Raw genomic sequence first — 17,209 nt, forward strand, 5'->3', positions numbered from 1 at the left:
GGGTGAGCGGAGTATATGTAGTGAGCAAATGAGCGTGAGTTCCCCAAAATAACTACATAGATGAATCTGAGTTACGAATGGACCAAACCCTGGACTTGTCCTTTTTCCACCTGCTGGCCAATAAAGGCAGCCTGGCAGCCACGGCCCGAGAGCTGGGCGTGACGCCACCGGCGGTGAGCAAACGCCTGACCGCCCTGGAGGCTCGGCTCGGCACACGCCTGGTCAATCGCACCACAAGGTCGATGAGCCTGACTTCGGAAGGCGAGTTGTATTTCTCCCACGCCGCGCGGATCCTCACCCAGATCAACGAGCTTGAGCAGTTGGTCAGCAGCACCCGCGCCACCCCCAAGGGCCTGATCCGGGTCAACGCCTCCCTGGGCTTTGGCCGGCGCTACATCGGCCCGGCCCTGGCGGCGTTTTTCGCGCAGTACCCGGAGGTGGAGATCCAGCTGGAAATCAGCGACCACCCACTTGACCTTGCGACTCACGGTTTCGATCTGGGCATTCGTTTCGGTACCCTGCCGGACGCCGCCTTCCACGCCCGCAAGATCGCCTCCAATCGCCGCCTGTTGTGTGCCTCGCCGCTGTACCTGGACAAATACGGCACCCCAAGAAAACTCGCCGACCTGCAAGAGCACAACTGCATTTTCATACGCCAGAATGAAACGCCCTATGGCGTCTGGAGTTTCAACAACGGCGCACGCAAGGAAAACATCAAGGTGCATGGCGCCCTGGGTTGCAATGATGGCGAGGTGGCCCTGAACTGGGCACTGGATGGCTTTGGAATATTGCTGCGGGCCGAATGGGACATCGCACGTTATGTACGCAGTGGGCGCCTGCGCCTGGTGCTGGAAGACCAGACACCCACCCGCGCCGACGTGTATGCGGTGTATCCGCAACAACTGCATCTGTCAGCGCGGGTGCGCAGCCTGATCGATTTTCTCATCGAACGTTTCAAGCACATCGACAACATCGAGGAAAACTAACGCACGTATGAAGCGATCTCGCCCCCCACTTTCAAGACACTTTCCAGGGATGCTGGCGCCACTTGTCCTGGAAGAACTCGATAAACACCCGGATGCGGGGGCTGAGGTGTTTGCGGTCTGAATACAGCAGGTAAATCGGTTCAATGATGCCCGACTTGAATTCCTCCAGCAGTGGAACCAGTGTGCCGGCCTTGACGTCCAGCCCAACGTGGTAATCGGCAAGCTTGACGACACCGGCCCCCGACAGGGCCATGTCCCGTAGAAGATCACCTTGGGTGAAAGACGCGCTGGGCGTCACGGGCACCGAAACCCCCTCTCCATCCTGAACAAACGACCACTTGTTCCACGGGCTGACAAAGCTGAAGTTAAAGCATCTGTGGTTCAAAAGATCCGCTGGAACAGCGGGTACGCCCTTCTCGGCCAAATAGTCGGGCGAGGCGCAAATCAGCCACTCACACTCCCCGATCCGCTTGGCAACACGTGAAGAACTGGGCAGCACTCCGCTGTGGATAGCGATATCGAGCCCCTGCTCAAAATGGTCGACAAACTGCGCGCCCAACTGAATTTCAACATCGAGCGATGGATACAGATCCAGGAACTCGGGAAGCCAGGGCACTATCTGATGCTTGGCAAAAGAGGTCATGGTATGGATTCGCAGCGTCCCGCTGACCCTTGAGGGTAAACCTTCAGCCAGGGAGTCCGCCTCGTTCATGGCTTCGACGACCGCCTTGGCACTGCGCAGGTAAGCAGCCCCCTCCTCCGTCAACGTCAGAACGCGTGAGCCTCTCTGGAAAAGCCGGACCTGCAACCGGTCTTCCAGCCGAGAGATCAACTTGCTCACTGCAGAGGGGGTAATTTTGTGAACCCGGGCAGCCGCCGAGAAGCTGCCACATTCGGTAGACCAGATAAACGCGAGTAGCTGAGAGTAATTGTCCATCCCTTATCCTAACGTAAATCAAGCCGATTCATGCGCCCTGGACGGCCATGAAAAAACGCGCCGAAGCGCGCTTTTCTTCCCATCCCGTTTAGCGGATGAACTGCTCGATATAGTCGTCCGGCAAACCCAGGGACTTGTAATGATCGCGCGCCGCTTCAAGCTTGGTGAAAACGTCCTCGTAGCCTACCGCGACACCCTGGGGATCAACGTAGGTATAACCGCCCTGGACGTGGAACCAGGTGATCATTTCTTCAACGTCCTCGGGCACGAAAAGCGTGTGGGTTTCACCCGGCGGCTCGTAGGCAAAAGACCCTTCTTGCGCCACCCAGTCATGCTCCAGATAGTACCAGCGGCCTTTGAGCACGATCGCATGCACGCCGCCGCTATGACGGTGACGAGACAGCACGCCGGCCTGCCGCACCCGCAGAAGGTTGATGTAATACCCACCGCTGGTGTTGAGCAGAAGAGGCTTGAACGAAACGGTCTTGGTGACCGGCACCCACAGCTCGTCATCTTCCAGCCATTGGGTCATGACCCCCGGGTGAACCATGTCTGGCGTCATGAACGGAACCTGGGGCAACTGGTACGGAATCGCTAGCTCATCGGGCTTGGCGGGAGTATTCATTTTTTTGGGGCCTCACAGTTTTAGTGTCACGAATTTTCAGTGCGGTGATTGCGCGCTGATTTCGGCTGATTCAAAGGTTATGGCAGTGGTCCCACAGTGAAAATAGCTACATTTTCAAACCAGCTGTGACGCACGGTCATAGGGATCAGCAGCGGGCACGCTCGTAAAAAAGGGGATCCGAAGATCCCCTGATGATTGCGATTACTTGATAACTCACAGGGCGCAGGACGTTGCGTTGGTCAAGCGTGAGCCGATGTTGTCAGCCTTCGCCAAACCACCCACGAGACGCTCGTGGTTCAAGGGTGGGTGCATGTTTTTCGCGTAGGCAGCCGACAAGGTGGCTTCAACGATGGTGTTGATCTGCACCCTAGTCAGCGGCACGTCCTGACCCAATTGCGCGAACGTGACGGGCAGATTCACGGCATGCAGCAGTCGGGCGACCTTGTCGATCTCGTCGACAGGGCGCCCCTCCACGGCCATCTGCACCAACGCGCCGAAGGCAACCAGCTCTCCGTGAAGCATCGAGGCCATGGTCGGGATGGCGGTCAAGCCGCGTACCAGCGCATGGGACAACGACAACCCGCCGCTTTCAAAACCCACGCCACTGAGCAACACGGTGCCCTCGACGACCCGCTCGACATCGTCATTGACCTCGTTACGGCACACTGCCTGGTAAGCCGATACGCCGTATTGCATCAGCGTGTCGAACACCAGGTTTGTCAGCATCAAGGCGGTATGCAGCGCAGGTGTTCCGAAAGAGTTGCTGCCCCCTGCGAAATGGCATTGGTGGGCTTCGAATTTCTTGCTGATGGCGTCACCAATACCCGCGGCAAAAAAACGCGCCGGCGCCTGGGCGATGACGTGGGTATCGACGATGACCGCCGAGGGGTTCATCTTCAGGTACTCCACCCCCACCACCTTGTGATCCTCATCGTAGAGCACGATCAGCCGACTGGTGGGCGCGTCACTCGATGCAATGGTCGGGCAAACAATGATCGGGACGTCTAGATTGACAGCCAGGCCCTTGGCCGTATCAATCGTCTTGCCCCCACCCAGCGCAATGATGGTGTCAGGTGAGTGGATCGAGGCTTGCCCGGACAGCTGGGCAATGGCGGCGTGTGTACATTCGCCCGGAAACTCAATGTGCAACGGTTTGAAGCCATGCCTGTGCAAAGCATCGCTCACCTGCGGCCATAAATGCCTGGCGACAAACTCATCGCACACCACCAGAGGACGAGAGCGCCCCATGTCGGTCAGTATTCTACCCAACTGTTTCAACGCCCCCGGGCCTTGCTCGTAGCGCCCAGGGAACCCCATTGTCTTGACCATGATCGACGTTCTCTAAATCAGTGATTACCGCCTGAAACTCATTGTTTTTGACCTTGCACTGTTAGCGCATCAGCCATCCACCCGCCACATCGACGACTTGCCCCGTGATAAATTCGCTTTCATTGGAGGTGAGGAAACACGCCGCCCTGGCGACTTCAAGCGGTGTTCCCAGACGACGCAACGGCGTCTCGTCGACAACCGCCTGGTTGGCCTGCGCCGACACCGTTTTCAGCAACGGGGTTTCGATCCGCCCCGGCGCCAACGCATTCGCGGTGATGCCGTACGGGCCCAGTTCACCGGCCAGATGACGGGTAAAACCGATGATGGCCGCCTTGGTAGCGCTGTAGTGAGCCGCCACAATCGGCAAGAATGCGCTGCCCGCCACCGAAGACATGTTGACGATGCGACCGAAGCGGCGCTCCACCATGCCAGGCGTTAAAACCCGGACGAGGTTGAAGGAGCCATTGAGGTTGATATTGACCACCCGCTGCCATTCCTCTGGCGTCATTGCCCAGATCGGCGCGGGAGCGCCGTCGTGCTTGGGCGAAATACCGGCGTTATTGATCAAGGTATCGATGGGGCCCAGCTCACTGCTCAAACGGGCACAGGCATCAGCGCACACTTGATAATCCGCCACATCGGCTGTTGCCCAGCCGACCGTATAGCCCGCCTCACGCAGCAACCCGGCCTGCTGCTCGACCTTTGCTGCATCGGCATCGACCAGGGCGACCGCTGCGCCTTCCTGGCAATACAACTGGGCGATGGCAGCGCCAATGCCGCCGCCTGCCCCGGTGACCAAAACGACGCGCCCGGAGTGTCTGGAATTTGTCATAGTCTGTTCTCGTCTTTGGTTGTGGGTTTGACAAGTGTGCCGCTACGGGCCGTCCCCATCAGAGGCCCAGGTAGGCGCGCTTGACGTGGGGGTTATCGAGAAGCTCCTGCCCCGTGCCGCTCAGCACCACTTCACCGTTTTCCAGCACATAACCTCGATGGGCGATGCGCAGGGTATGGACGATGTTCTGCTCGACGATCAACACCGTCGTGCCCAGTTCCAGGATCTTGTTGATGATCTCGAAAACCTGTGAGACCAGCAGGGGTGACAAGCCCAGCGAGGGCTCGTCGAACATCAACAGCTTGGGCTCGGCCATCAGGCCACGGGCGATGGCGACCATTTGCTGCTCGCCACCCGAGAGTGTCCCGGCGTTCTGATCCAGGCGCTCGCGAACCCTGGGGAAGAGATCCAGGACATCGTCGAGACGTTTTTTGTATCCCGCACGGGCACTGCGCTTGTAGGCGCCCATCAACAGGTTGTCGCGCACGCTGATGAACGGAAACAACTGACGCCCTTCCGGTATCAGCGTCAGGCCAGCATCGACAATCTGGTCCGGACGATTGCCGTCGATGCGCTGCCCTTCGAATTCGATCGTGCCCCTTGAGGGAGTGACGATGCCGCACAGGCTGCGCAGGGTCGTGGTTTTACCCGCGCCATTCGCACCGACGATGGTGACCACTTCACCGGCGTTAACCTCGAAGGAAACGCCGCGGAGAATTTCAGTACCGCCATATCCGCAATGGATATTGTCGAGCTTAAGCATGGCTGTACTCCTTGCCGAGATAGGCTTCGATCACCTGGGGATCGCTGATGACATCCTTCGGCGCTCCTTGCATGAGCAGGCTCCCTGAGCTGATGACGATGATGCGGTCCGACAGGCTCATGGTCGCTTGCATCAGGTGTTCGATCATCAAGACGCTGACACCTGAATCGCGGACCCTGCGAATGACGGCGATCGCCCTGGCCACATCCGTTGGGTTGAGGCCGGCCATCACTTCGTCCAGCAACAGGATCCGCGGACGGGTTGCCAGGGCACGTGCCATTTCCAGGCGCTTCATCCCGCCGACGGTCAGGTTGCGCGCCCGGGTGTCCAGCAGACTGGTGAGTTCGGTCAACTCAGCGACTTGCTCTGCCACCGCCCTCGCCTCCCTGGCATCCGCCGTGTGCATGAACGCACCGAGCATGATGTTTTCGCAGACACTCAGGTCAGCGAAGGGCTGGACAATCTGAAAGGTGCGCCCGATGCCGGCCTTGGCAAACTCGGCCGGGCTACCCGGAGTAATCCATTGCCCATTGCGCAGGCGAACCTTGACCTGCCCCCTGGAGGGCAGCAGGAAACCCGAGAGCTGATTGAACACCGTGGTCTTGCCCGCGCCGTTGGGCCCGATCACTCCGACAATTTCGCCTTCGGCCAGGCTCAGCGACACATCGTTGGTCGCGTGCAGCCCACCAAAGAACTTATGCAGGTTTTCCGCCACCAGAATCGGCTCGCCGCCCATGACCGATTGCGGTTCGGGCACTTGGGATTCAACAACCCGGGTAGTCGGCACAACCGGTCGACGTCCACCGGGCAATGCGTCGATCCAGCCGAACACTCGCGCCCCGAATCGCCCCACCAGACCCTGGGGAATCGTCAGCACCACCACGACCAGCACAATCCCGTAGACCAGGCCGTGAACACCACTGCCCATATCGCCAAGCCAGCCGCGCGCGAGTTCTGCCAATGGCAATACCAGCAAGGTACCGATCAACGGACCCGAGACAGTGCCCAGGCCGCCGATCAGCGCAAACATGGCGATCTGAATCGACATGTCCAGCGAGAACATTGAGCCGGGTTCGATAAAGGTCAGGTACATCGCATGGAAACTGCCCACCAGGCTGGTGAGGAATGCCGACAGGACGACCGCTATCAACTTGACCTTGACCGAGTTGACGCCGACCGCATGCGCGGCGTCTTCACGCTCGCGAACTGCAATCAGGTAATAACCCAATCGCGAATTCTTGATCTTCCAGGACACCGCCAGGGTAATGAGCAGGAAGCCAAAGGCGATCAGCAAATAGGGCCAGCGTGGCCGGAACAACATCCATTCGACACCCAACTTGAGCGGTACGCCCAAGCCTGCGGCACCACCGGTCACATCATGTTGATTGATCGCCATCAACCGCACGACTTCCAGTACCGCAATCGTCGCCAGGGCGAAAAACGGCCCGCGCAACCTGAAGCAAGGCCAGCTGATCAACACGGCCACTATTGACGACAGGCACGCCCCCACCAGCATCCCGATCCAGGGACTCACGCCCAACTTGATCATCAGCAGCGTGCTGGTGTAAGCCCCAACTCCGTAAAACACCGCATGCCCCAGCGAGAGTTGACCGGCAAAACCTCCGACAATGTTCCAGGCACTTGCGAGCGCCGCATAACTGCAAATCAGGATGAACAAGTGATAAACGAAGGGGGAGCCAACCGTTAGCGGAATGACCAATAACAAAGCCAAAACCAATACGCTGACATAAACACGCGGATGCAGGATATTCATGTGCATTTTCCTTATTCAGACCCGCGACCGGCGCCGAAAAGACCCGTTGGACGGAACACCAGAATGCCGAGGAAGATCGAGAAATAGACAACTTCCTTCAGGTCCGGAGCAATGTAGTAACCCGCCAGGCTGTCGACGATTCCGATCAACATCGAACCCACCAGCGCTCCGGACAGACTGCCGAGGCCACCGAGTACAACGATCACGAATGCGGTCAAAACGAAGAAAGTCCCCACCGTAGGGAAAACCGGGTATTGAGGCGCGATAAGGCCCGATGCAACGCCCAGGCAGGCGCAGCCCAAACCAAATGCGAAGATGTAGATCTTCTTCACGTCGACGCCCATCAACTGCGCCGCATTACGATGTTGCGCGGTGGCCCGGACAGCTCGGCCCAGGAAGGTGTTTTGCAGGAACCAGTGCAACCCGGCGACCAGGACCAGAGACATCGCGAAGGTGATCAACTGGCCGCTGCTGGCGCGAAAGGCGCCCAGGCTGACAGTGCCGGTGCCGACGCTGACGTTCTGCACCGTCATGACGTCGGCGCCGAAGATCAACAGCGCGCCATTCATCAAGGCGATCGAGACACCCACTGTCGCGAATATCTGGATATGCCCCTCGGCGCTGAGCAAAGGCTGGATGATGAACCGCTGCATCGCGGCGCCAGCGGCAAACAAAAGGATTGTTGTGGGAATGATCGCCACATAGGGGTGAATCCCGAAGTGAGCGTTCATCAAATAGACCGCATACAGGCCTATCATCAAGAACTCGCCATGGGCGAAGTTGACCACCCTGACGATACCGAAAATAAGCGTCAGGCCTATGCTGATAATGGCCAGCGTGCCACCGAGCAACAGGCCGTTCAAAAGAAGCTGGATGAAAATTTCCACGGTTTTCGCCCTCCTGCGAGCGAACGAATCCGTGAAGCTCAACTAACGAGCTTCAACCGGATTACAGGCTTCAGGGTTGATCGGAAAAACGGGCTTTGGTCACTGCTGCTGCTTCGGGGTAAACGGTTTTCAGCACCCCGCCCTGCCACTGCATGATTGCCGTATCGGCTCGCAGGTTTTGCCCGTTGTCACCGAACCTGGCGCCGATGCCTGCGGCTGTTCCACCGACGGGAATGTCCACACTGGCAACGGAGGCACGAATCGCATCGGCGTCCAGCGACTGGCTTTGTTCCATGGCATCAAGGAAAACTTTCGCACCGACATAATTGATCAGACTGTGACCTGAACGCGGCTCACTGCCATAACGTTCCTTGTAGGCTTTGGCGAACGCGCCGATACCTGGAGCGCCCTTTTCATTGGTTTGAAACTGAGGAAAATCCACGTCCAGGATGCCTTCCATGTTGTCGGCCCCCACCACCGCCAAGGTGTCCTGCATGGAATAGCCGCCGCCCGCACCGACCACCGCCTTGGGCTTGAAACCGGCCTCACGGATCTGGCGGAAAAACAGGGTCGTGTCGTTCTGGTAGCTGGTTTGCAATACCACGTCCGCTTGGGCACCTTTGAGGCGAAGAATGAGCGACGAGAGGTCCACGGCTTTGGCCGAATAGGGAAGCACCTCGACCACGTTCAGCCCTTGTTCTTGCGCGAGTTTTTTCTGGAACCCGGCGATGGTCGTGCCGTACAGCGCGTCCTCATGGATGATGGCGATCTTGAGTTGCCTGGGGTCGATCTTGAGGGACGGCGCCACGATTTGAGTAATCGCGGTGATGGTCCCCTCGGCGAAGTTTCTTGCGGTTGGATTGCTGCGCATTACGTATTTGAGGTCACGCTCGGTGATGGTGTCGGAGACCGCACCGAGCTCGAAAAACGGCACGCCGGCGATTTCGGTGACCTGCGTCGCCGCGAACGATAGCGCCGAGGAGTAGCTGCCGAACACGGCGGTGACATTTTCAACAGACGTCAATTTACGGGCGGCACCTACAGCTTGCCCTGCGTCAACCGCATCGGCCTTGAGCAATTTGATCTGCTCACCTTTCAAGCCTCCCGCTGCGTTGCGTTCTGCAACCGCAATTTCCAGCCCGCGATAGCTTTCATCACCGAGCAGAGCCAGGGAACCACTGAGGGGATAGAGCGCACCGAGCTTGATGTCCGCGTGTGCGGCGATTGAAGCACTCAGGGAAAGCACGACGCAGGCGGTTTTAACCCAGTTGTTTGTACTCATTGTTATCTCCTGGTCTGGCGTCAGCGCACTGGGCCACCCATAGCTGGATTTTCTTTTTATTGTCCCGACTGATGATCCGTGCAGAGCACATTGCACGTCAGGCTTGCAGACGATTCCAGAACACTTGGCGCGTTCGAAACCACCGTTGCGAAGATTAAGGCTCTGCAAGATTTGATTGATATAGCTAGAAAATCACACCAGCTTTGAATTTTTGGCACAGGTCGATGGCACGTCCTTACGGGTGATCGAGCCTCTACCCTGTGCACATCGGCACGGCTCAACAGCGCCATCATTTCCCCGCAAAAAGGGCCCCGTTCCCTTCCCCCTAGAGGGCGATCAAACCCTCGCCTTGATCATTTGTGCTGCCTTGACAATACAACTGTGATCACATATCACTGTATAGGACTTCCTGGTCACACCAGGCGTCGACTGCGCAAACGTCCCTTAAAAAAACAAGACAGGTCTACTAGCTATGAACGTTGTGAAACGACTTACCCCCTACTCCGGATTGAAAGTCTTGATATCGGGAGGGGCGGCGGGAATTGGCGAAGTCATTGCTGCTGCGTATCTCGAAACCGGGGCGAAAGTGCATGTGTGTGATGTCAGTGAGAGAGCCATCTCACAGTTTCGCGAGCGCTACCCACAAGCCCTGGCCACGCAGGCCGATGTTTGCGATACGGCTCAAGTCAAGCGAGTCTTTGATATACAAAAGGACTGGGCGAACGGCCTCGATGTGCTGGTAAACAATGCCGGTATCGCAGGACCCACCGGCGGCATTGACACCATCAGCGAGGCCGAGTGGGAACAGACGATCGACATCAACCTCAATGCCCAGTACCGCTTCGCTCATAACGCGGTTCCCCTGCTGGTGGAGTCGCAACACGCTCACATCATTCACCTCTCATCCGTCGCAGGGCGCCTGGGTTATGCCTGGCGCACGCCTTATGCGGCAACCAAATGGGCCATTGTCGGGCTGATGAAATCATTGGCAGCGGAGTTGGGCGAAAAAGACATTCGAGTCAATGCACTTCTGCCGGGAATCGTCGAAGGCCCTCGCCAGGATCGCGTCATCAGTGATCGCGCCAGGCAACTGGGTGTCTCCGAGCCGGAGATGCTCCAGCAAACGCTGAAGAAAATCTCATTGCGCCGAATGACGCCACCCGAGGACGTGGCAGCCATGGCCCTGTTTCTCTGCTCTCCCGCCGCCCGCAATGTGACAGGCCAGGCGATCAGCATCGACGGCAATGTCGAGTATCTCTGATCAGGTTTCCTCGTGGATCTACGAAAAAGCCAACCGTCAGACGATCGCTAAAATTTCTTTGTGATCTGTGATCACACCAGATAGCATAAATTTCAGAGCGCGCATTTGAGCGGCGCCGACCCGCCAGGTCCCCCGCTCGAAACACGATGTGAAGTGCGCGAATCAGACCCGCAACTCCTGAACACAAATACAAGAACTGGAGAACATCATGGGAAGTACAACGACCTCTGCGACTGAGCATGGCCCCGTTGCCATTGTTGGCGCAGGCCTGATTGGCAGAGCCTGGGCGATCGTTTTTGCTCGCGCAGGGCATCCGGTGCGCCTGCACGATATGGATCTGCAAACGATGCAGAGTAGCCATGCCTATATCGAAGAGAGGCTCAATGAGCTCGCAGAATTCGATCTCCTCAATGACGCCCCCGTTACTGTGCTTGAGCGCATTACCTGTGTTCCCGATCTGGCAGACGCGCTACGGGACGTGGTGCTCGTGCAAGAAAACGTTCGGGAAACGGTCGAGGCAAAAATCGACATCTTCAGTCGAATGGATGCGCTGGCTCCCAAGGACGCGATCCTTGCCAGTTCGACGTCATGGCTGCCGGCCTCCGAGTTCACCCGGGACCTCCCTGGCCGGGGGCGATGCGTCGTTGCTCACCCGACCAACCCGCCTTACCTGGTTCCGCTGGTAGAGCTGTGCCCTGCGCCATGGACAGACTCCGAGGTCATGGTTCGCGCACATGAGATCTACTCCGCCGCCGGACAGAGCCCTGTCGTCCTCTCGAGGGAGATACACGGCTTCCTGCTCAATCGAGTTCAAGCCGCAGTGCTGAACGAATGCTTCAAATTGCACGAGGACGGCCTGGCCAGCGCCGAGGACATTGATCGGGTGCTCAAAGACGGGCTGGCCCTTCGGTGGTCTTTCATGGGCCCCTTCGAAACCATCGATCTCAACGCCCCTGCCGGCGTATCCGACTATGCCAGGCGGTATGGCCAACAAAACCGCGAGACGATCGGTTCTGAAAATGCTTTTGACTGGTCGGAATCAGCCGTTGCCCGAGTGCATGACGAGCGTCGCCAAAAGCTTGAGCTGGAGGGAATTGCATTGCGTTCCGCGTGGCGTGACCGACGCCTGATGGCCCTCGCTGCCCATAAGCGACAAGCCCCGAATTCTTGACCCCCTCTACTACATCCTGAACACCAAAAAAAAGCACCCAGGAGATCACCATGGCTCGTAAAGTCATCATTACTTGCGCCGTTACCGGCGCAATTCACACCCCTTCCATGTCCCCTTACCTGCCGGTCACGCCAGGCCAGATTGCCGAAGCGGCGATTGGTGCCGCTGAGGCAGGTGCCTCGATCGTCCACCTGCATGCTCGTAACCCGATTGATGGCAGCCCTTCCCAGGATCCTGAACTGTTCAAACAGTTTCTTCCTGCCATCAAGGAAGCCAGCGATGTAGTGATCAACCTGACCACCGGGGGCGCGCCGACTATGTCACTTGAGGATCGCCTGCGCCCGGCCCATCAATTCAAGCCGGAAGTGGCCTCGCTGAACATGGGCACGATGAACATGGGGCTTTACCCAATGCTCAATCGGTTCAAGACGTTCAAACATGCCTGGGAGGAACCTTACCTCGCTGGCAGCCATGATCGTATTTTCAAGAACACATTCACCGACATCGCCCACATCCTGGAGTCATGCAGTGAAAACGGCACCCGATTCGAGATCGAATGTTATGACATCGGGCATCTCTACACGGCCGCACATTTCATCGATCGCGGCCTCATCAAACCACCCTTCTTGATCCAGTCGGTGTTCGGCATCCTGGGCGGTATCGGCGCTCACCCTGAGGACGTCCTGCACATGAGGCGCACAGCCGATCGACTGTTCGGGGATGAGTATCAATGGTCGGTTCTTCCAGCAGGCAAGCAGCAGATGAGCATTGGCGCTCAATCGGCCACCTTGGGCGGGCACGTCCGGGTAGGTCTCGAAGATTCGCTTTGGGACGGCCCGGGCCAATTGGCCAAGAGCAACGCCGATCAAGTCTTGCGCATGCGCAGGATTCTTGAAGGCCTTTCACTAGAAGTGGCGACACCCGAAGACGCCAGGAAAATCCTGAAGCTCAAAGGTGGCGATAACGTCAATTTCTAAGCGTCGCACTCCCCCTGAAGTTTATCTGGAGGATAACCATGGACGCTGCACAACAGCAGCGTCCTGGAACGTTATCCTCATGAGGAGAATCCGAACCATGTCCGCTACGACCCATACAAAAATACAAAAGGGACAGTCGCTGAACGCTTTGATGTTTCGCAAGTTGATGCCCATGTTGGTCTTTGCTTACATCATCAGCTTTCTGGACAGAACCAACATTTCACTTGCCAAGACTCACATGGCAGTCGACCTGGGTATTTCCGCTGCCGCCTATGGTTTTGGAGCAGGGCTGTTCTTCCTCAGCTATGCGCTCATGGAAGTACCCAGCAACTTGATCATGCACCGGGTCGGTGCCCGACTCTGGATAACCAGGATCATGATCACCTGGGGATTATTGTCCGCAGGCATGGCCTTCATCACCGACGAAACGACGTTCTACATCGCCCGTGCACTACTGGGGGCCGCTGAAGCGGGATTATTTCCGGGCGTAATGCTCTACCTGACCTATTGGTTTGGTCGGGAGCAAAGAGCACGAGCCAGCGGCTATTTCCTCATCGGAGTGTGCCTGGCAAACATCATCAGCGGCCCGGTTGGCGGGCTGTTGCTGCAGATGGACGGAATCCTGGGGTGGCACGGCTGGCAATGGCTTTTCTTCATAGAAGGCATTCCAGCGGTACTCTTTTCCGTCGTCATCTGGCGCAAGCTTCCGGACGGGCCATCGACTGCAAGTTGGCTGTCCAGGGAACAAGCCGCTGAGGTAGAGCAAAACCTGAAGAAAGAACACGACGAAGAAATGGCGTCCGGCAATGTTGGCCATTCTTTCAAGGGGGTTCTTAAAATCCCTCAGTTGTGGCTCGCCATCGCGGTTTACTTCCTCCACCAGATCAGTGTCTATTCGGTCATTTTCTTTTTGCCGGGCATCATTGGCACTTACGGAGGTTTGACCTCCGTACAAATAGGACTGTTGAATTCGATCCCCTGGATAGCGGCAGCACTGGGCGCAGCCTTCCTTCCAAAATATGCAACGACGCCGAAGTTATCCCGCAAGATCATGTTTGGCGGCCTGCTCCTGATGTCGGCCGGCTTGACCCTCGCCGCTTATACCCCGCCCTTGGTCGCACTGATTGGATTTACGCTGACAGCGTCGATGTTCTTTGTTGTCCAGCCGGTGATCTTCCTCTTCGCCAGTTCAAGGCTGGCAGGCGCCGGCATGGCGGCGGGACTTGCGTTAGTCAATACCTTCGGAATTACCGGCGGTTTCTTCGGCCCTTCCCTGTTGGGTTTCGTAGAGCAGACAACAGGAAGTACCAAGAACGGTCTCATCATCGTTGCAGCGCTCTTGACCTTCGCCGCATTCCTCAGCCTGAGGTTGCGTCAAGCACAGGAAACAATCACTACAACTCGGGACAACATCGTATTGCCCCACGTCGCACCGTGCATGACTGAAAATTCGAGGATCAAATGAAGACCACCTCCCTGGTACTTAAACTCCACCCCAACGACAACGTTGCAATCGCACGCGCTCCTGTCTCCCAAGGAACGATGGTCAGAGAATTCGGCAATATCGTGGTGCGCACCGATGTGCCCGCAGCGCACAAGCTTGCCCTGGCGCATGTGAACGCAGGCGAAGCTGTCCTGCGTTACGGGCAAATTATCGGCTTTGCCACCCAAGCCATCGAACCAGGCGATTACGTGCACACGCACAATCTCGAGATGGCAACGTTCGAGCGGGACTACGCGTTCGGCGAGGACGCCAAAATCGCCTCCCCTGCCGCCGCTCCCGTCACGTTTCAAGGATTCGTCCGGGCGGACGGTCGGGTTGCGACTCGAAACTACATCGGTGTCGTGAGCACAGTGAACTGCTCCGCGACAGTGACCAAAATCGTGGTTGAACACTTCTCGCGAAACGGTGTGCTGGATGCTTATCCCAATGTGGACGGCGTGGTGCCGATCACCCACAGCTTCGGTTGCTGCATTGAGCACAATGGCGAGGGGGTGAACCAACTGCGGCGCACGCTTGGCGGGTTCATCAAGCACGCCAACTTCGCTGGCGTGGTGGTCATCGGCCTTGGCTGTGAAGCCAATCAGATGGGCGCGCTGTTCATGGCCCAGGGCATCGAGACTGGCAAGCTTATCGCTCCCGTGGTCATCCAAGACGTTGGCGGAACCCGCAATGCAGCGGATGCCGCCATTGCCGCCGTGGAATCGATGCTGCCGGTTGCCAACGAGTGCCGGCGCGAGCCGGTCTCGGCCAGACACCTCACCGTGGCGCTCCAGTGCGGCGGTTCGGACGGGTACTCAGGCATCACGGCCAACCCCGCACTCGGTGTGGCTGTCGATATGCTCATAGCGCAAGGTGGCACGGCCATACTCAGCGAAACGCCGGAGATTTACGGCGCTGAACACCTCCTGACTCGGCGCGCGGCAACCCGTGAGGTTGGCCAGGGTATCGTCGACCTTATCAAATGGTGGGAAAGCTACGCAGACCGCGAAAAAGGCAGCATCGATAACAATCCCACGCCTGGCAACAAAGCCGGCGGCCTGACAACCATTCTTGAAAAGTCTCTAGGCGCTGTTGCCAAAAGCGGCTCCTCCGCCCTCATGGGGGTGTACCGTTACGCCGAGCCCATTACGGCCCGAGGCCTGGTGTTCATGGATGCCCCTGGCTATGACCCGATGGGCGCCACAGGACAAATCGCCAGCGGCGCGAACCTGGTCGCATTTACCACTGGACGTGGCTCGTGCTTTGGCGCCAAACCTGCCCCATCGATCAAGCTGGCGACCAACACCAGGATGTACACCCGGATGAAGGATGACATGGATATCAACTGCGGGGACGTCATGGATGGCGATGCCACCCTTGAAACCAAGGGCAAGGAAATCTTCGACATGCTCATTCGAGTCGCGTCTGGAGAAAAATCCAAAAGCGAAGTGCTGGGCGTTGGCAACGAAGAAACCGTGCCCTGGATGATCGGCGCCCAGATGTAAGAGACGAGCAAAACAAAACGAGGTGCCCTGTCTTGCAGAGCACCTCGTTTTTTATCCTGGCGTTAAATCAATCAGTTTTCGACTGGCTTGATCACATCCGCCACGATCAGTGCACCGGTATGCACAATAAATTCTGCCGCACTCTTGATGTCGTTCTGCAACGACTCACAAGCCGCAACGGGGTCGCGCCTTTTCAAGGCATCAACCATCGCGGCATGGTGACTGGCTTGTACTCGCTGAACCACGCGTTCATTGCCGCAGCGCAGGTCAAAATTGAGGATGGGCCCGATTCTTAACCACAGCGACTCAACGATCTGCAGCAGAATGGGCATTTCAGCCTGATTATAGATGGCGAAATGCAGCTCTTTATTCAGTGCGATAAGTCGTGATTCATCGGGAGCGCTCTGTGCAAACTCTTTGCAGAAAGCGTCGTGTATAGCCTCAATTTCCTGCAGTGCCTCTGGGCTGACCAGCTCCGCAGCACGCGCCGCAGCTTGTCCTTCCAGATTCAATCGAATACTGGTGATTTCACGGAACTGGCTGACCGTCAGCAAAGGAACTCGAATATATCGATTTGCCGACATTTCAAGTGCCTGCTCAGCAACAAGCCGGTGAACCGCTTCTCGAACAGGCATCACGCTAACGCCCAGCGCATCCGCAATGGACCTGAGTGAAAGCTTCTCCCCTGGCATCACGCGTCCACTGATGAGCAGATCACGCAACTGGGAATATACGTCCGCACTAAGAGTCTGGCGGATCATTGGCGTTACAAGTGTGGATATATTCATGGCAAGGATTATAAGCAGATTCAACGGATCGGCATAGAACAAGGCATCTGTGATCACAGCTTGTCTTTTTACAATTCGTCGGGCTCTTCAGAGAGCGCTTTCGAAAAACGCAGGGCGTTGGCGACATAGCCTTTGGCATTGGCCCGCAATCCTGCCTGCTGCTCGTCACTGAGACTGCGCACGACTTTGGCGGGAGACCCCAGCACCAATGAGCCGTCGGGAATCACCATGTTCTCGGTCACGAGTGCCTTGGCTCCGATCAGGCAGTTCGCACCAATACGAGCGCCATTGAGCACGACGGCCTGAATGCCTACCAGACTGCCTTCGCCGACGTGGCAACCATGGAGCATGGCTTGATGGCCGATGGTAACGTCCTTTTCCAGGGTCAACGGGAATCCCGGATCGGTATGCAGAATGGCTCCGTCCTGGACGTTACTCCCTGACCCGATGCAGATCTGCTCATTGTCGCCACGAATCACCGCGCCAAACCAGACACTGGAACCCTCCTCCAGGCGTACCCTGCCGATGACAACGGCTGTGGGGGCGATCCAACTGTGCGGATGGGCTTCGACGCGTTGGTCTCCCAAACGATACTTCATCGAAAATTCC

The 17,209-nt window shown here is 57.4% G+C and carries 16 protein-coding genes; 6 read left to right on the top strand and 10 right to left on the bottom strand.

Annotation, left to right across the window (positions count from 1 at the left end; translation table 11 throughout):
• Positions 1-77: 77 nt before the first annotated feature.
• Positions 78-986 (top strand): LysR family transcriptional regulator, encoded by a 909-nt coding sequence (locus ACYP2Q_RS17610; protein ID WP_459731667.1) that lies wholly within the window; start codon positions 78-80, stop codon positions 984-986.
• A 31-nt stretch (positions 987-1,017) separates the two neighbouring features.
• Here the strand turns inward: ACYP2Q_RS17610 and ACYP2Q_RS17615 are convergent, their stop codons facing one another.
• From ACYP2Q_RS17615 to ACYP2Q_RS17650, 8 genes are all read right to left on the bottom strand, one after another.
• Positions 1,018-1,923 carry a LysR substrate-binding domain-containing protein gene (locus tag ACYP2Q_RS17615; RefSeq protein ID WP_459731668.1) on the bottom strand — a complete coding sequence of 302 codons (906 nt, stop codon included), beginning with the start codon at positions 1,921-1,923 and terminating at the stop codon, positions 1,018-1,020.
• Between the two features lie 88 nt (positions 1,924-2,011).
• Complete coding sequence (locus ACYP2Q_RS17620; RefSeq protein ID WP_459731669.1) at positions 2,012-2,548, bottom strand: 2,4'-dihydroxyacetophenone dioxygenase family protein; 537 nt, start codon at positions 2,546-2,548, stop codon at positions 2,012-2,014.
• A 213-nt stretch (positions 2,549-2,761) separates the two neighbouring features.
• Positions 2,762-3,877 (bottom strand): glycerol dehydrogenase, encoded by a 1,116-nt coding sequence (locus ACYP2Q_RS17625; protein WP_459731671.1) that lies wholly within the window; start codon positions 3,875-3,877, stop codon positions 2,762-2,764.
• 61 nt (positions 3,878-3,938) lie between these two features.
• Entirely contained in the window at positions 3,939-4,709 is a 771-nt protein-coding gene (locus ACYP2Q_RS17630) for an SDR family oxidoreductase (RefSeq protein ID WP_459731672.1), read from the bottom strand.
• A gap of 58 nt (positions 4,710-4,767) precedes the next feature.
• Positions 4,768-5,472 (bottom strand): ABC transporter ATP-binding protein, encoded by a 705-nt coding sequence (locus ACYP2Q_RS17635; RefSeq protein WP_459731674.1) that lies wholly within the window; start codon positions 5,470-5,472, stop codon positions 4,768-4,770.
• Positions 5,465-7,246: a branched-chain amino acid ABC transporter ATP-binding protein/permease gene (locus ACYP2Q_RS17640; protein WP_459731676.1), complete on the bottom strand. Its 1,782-nt coding sequence runs from the start codon at positions 7,244-7,246 to the stop codon at positions 5,465-5,467. Before ACYP2Q_RS17640 ends, ACYP2Q_RS17635 begins: the two co-directional genes overlap by 8 nt.
• An 11-nt stretch (positions 7,247-7,257) precedes the next feature.
• A complete protein-coding gene (locus ACYP2Q_RS17645; protein ID WP_459731677.1) occupies positions 7,258-8,133 on the bottom strand; it encodes a branched-chain amino acid ABC transporter permease in 876 nt (291 codons plus the stop codon).
• A 70-nt stretch (positions 8,134-8,203) separates the two neighbouring features.
• Positions 8,204-9,583, bottom strand: a complete 1,380-nt coding sequence (locus tag ACYP2Q_RS17650) for an ABC transporter substrate-binding protein (protein WP_459731679.1) — start codon at positions 9,581-9,583, stop codon at positions 8,204-8,206.
• 304 nt (positions 9,584-9,887) lie between these two features.
• Between ACYP2Q_RS17650 and ACYP2Q_RS17655 the strand changes: the two genes are divergently transcribed.
• The 5 genes from ACYP2Q_RS17655 to ACYP2Q_RS17675 all read left to right on the top strand — a co-directional run bounded on the left by ACYP2Q_RS17655 (position 9,888) and on the right by ACYP2Q_RS17675 (position 15,812).
• The gene (locus ACYP2Q_RS17655; RefSeq protein ID WP_459731680.1) at positions 9,888-10,676 is read left to right on the top strand and encodes an SDR family oxidoreductase; all 789 of its coding nucleotides are present in this window, start codon (positions 9,888-9,890) and stop codon (positions 10,674-10,676) included.
• Positions 10,677-10,884: 208 nt separating this feature from the next.
• Positions 10,885-11,847 (top strand): 3-hydroxyacyl-CoA dehydrogenase, encoded by a 963-nt coding sequence (locus ACYP2Q_RS17660; protein ID WP_459731681.1) that lies wholly within the window; start codon positions 10,885-10,887, stop codon positions 11,845-11,847.
• Positions 11,848-11,897: 50 nt separating this feature from the next.
• On the top strand, positions 11,898-12,824 hold the full coding sequence (locus tag ACYP2Q_RS17665; protein ID WP_448119020.1) for a beta-keto acid cleavage family enzyme: 927 nt from the start codon (positions 11,898-11,900) through the stop codon (positions 12,822-12,824).
• A 97-nt stretch (positions 12,825-12,921) separates the two neighbouring features.
• Positions 12,922-14,289 carry an MFS transporter gene (locus tag ACYP2Q_RS17670; RefSeq protein ID WP_448119021.1) on the top strand — a complete coding sequence of 456 codons (1,368 nt, stop codon included), beginning with the start codon at positions 12,922-12,924 and terminating at the stop codon, positions 14,287-14,289.
• On the top strand, positions 14,286-15,812 hold the full coding sequence (locus ACYP2Q_RS17675) for a UxaA family hydrolase (RefSeq protein ID WP_459731682.1): 1,527 nt from the start codon (positions 14,286-14,288) through the stop codon (positions 15,810-15,812). Before ACYP2Q_RS17670 ends, ACYP2Q_RS17675 begins: the two co-directional genes overlap by 4 nt.
• A gap of 71 nt (positions 15,813-15,883) precedes the next feature.
• On the opposite strand, the gene ACYP2Q_RS17680 is transcribed toward ACYP2Q_RS17675, so the two are convergent.
• Complete coding sequence (locus ACYP2Q_RS17680) at positions 15,884-16,657, bottom strand: GntR family transcriptional regulator (RefSeq protein WP_459731683.1); 774 nt, start codon at positions 16,655-16,657, stop codon at positions 15,884-15,886.
• 11 nt (positions 16,658-16,668) lie between these two features.
• Positions 16,669-17,199 carry a gamma carbonic anhydrase family protein gene (locus ACYP2Q_RS17685; protein ID WP_448119024.1) on the bottom strand — a complete coding sequence of 177 codons (531 nt, stop codon included), beginning with the start codon at positions 17,197-17,199 and terminating at the stop codon, positions 16,669-16,671.
• Between the last annotated feature and the right edge of the window lie 10 nt (positions 17,200-17,209).

This window comes from Pseudomonas sp. MHK4, from assembly GCF_054600775.1.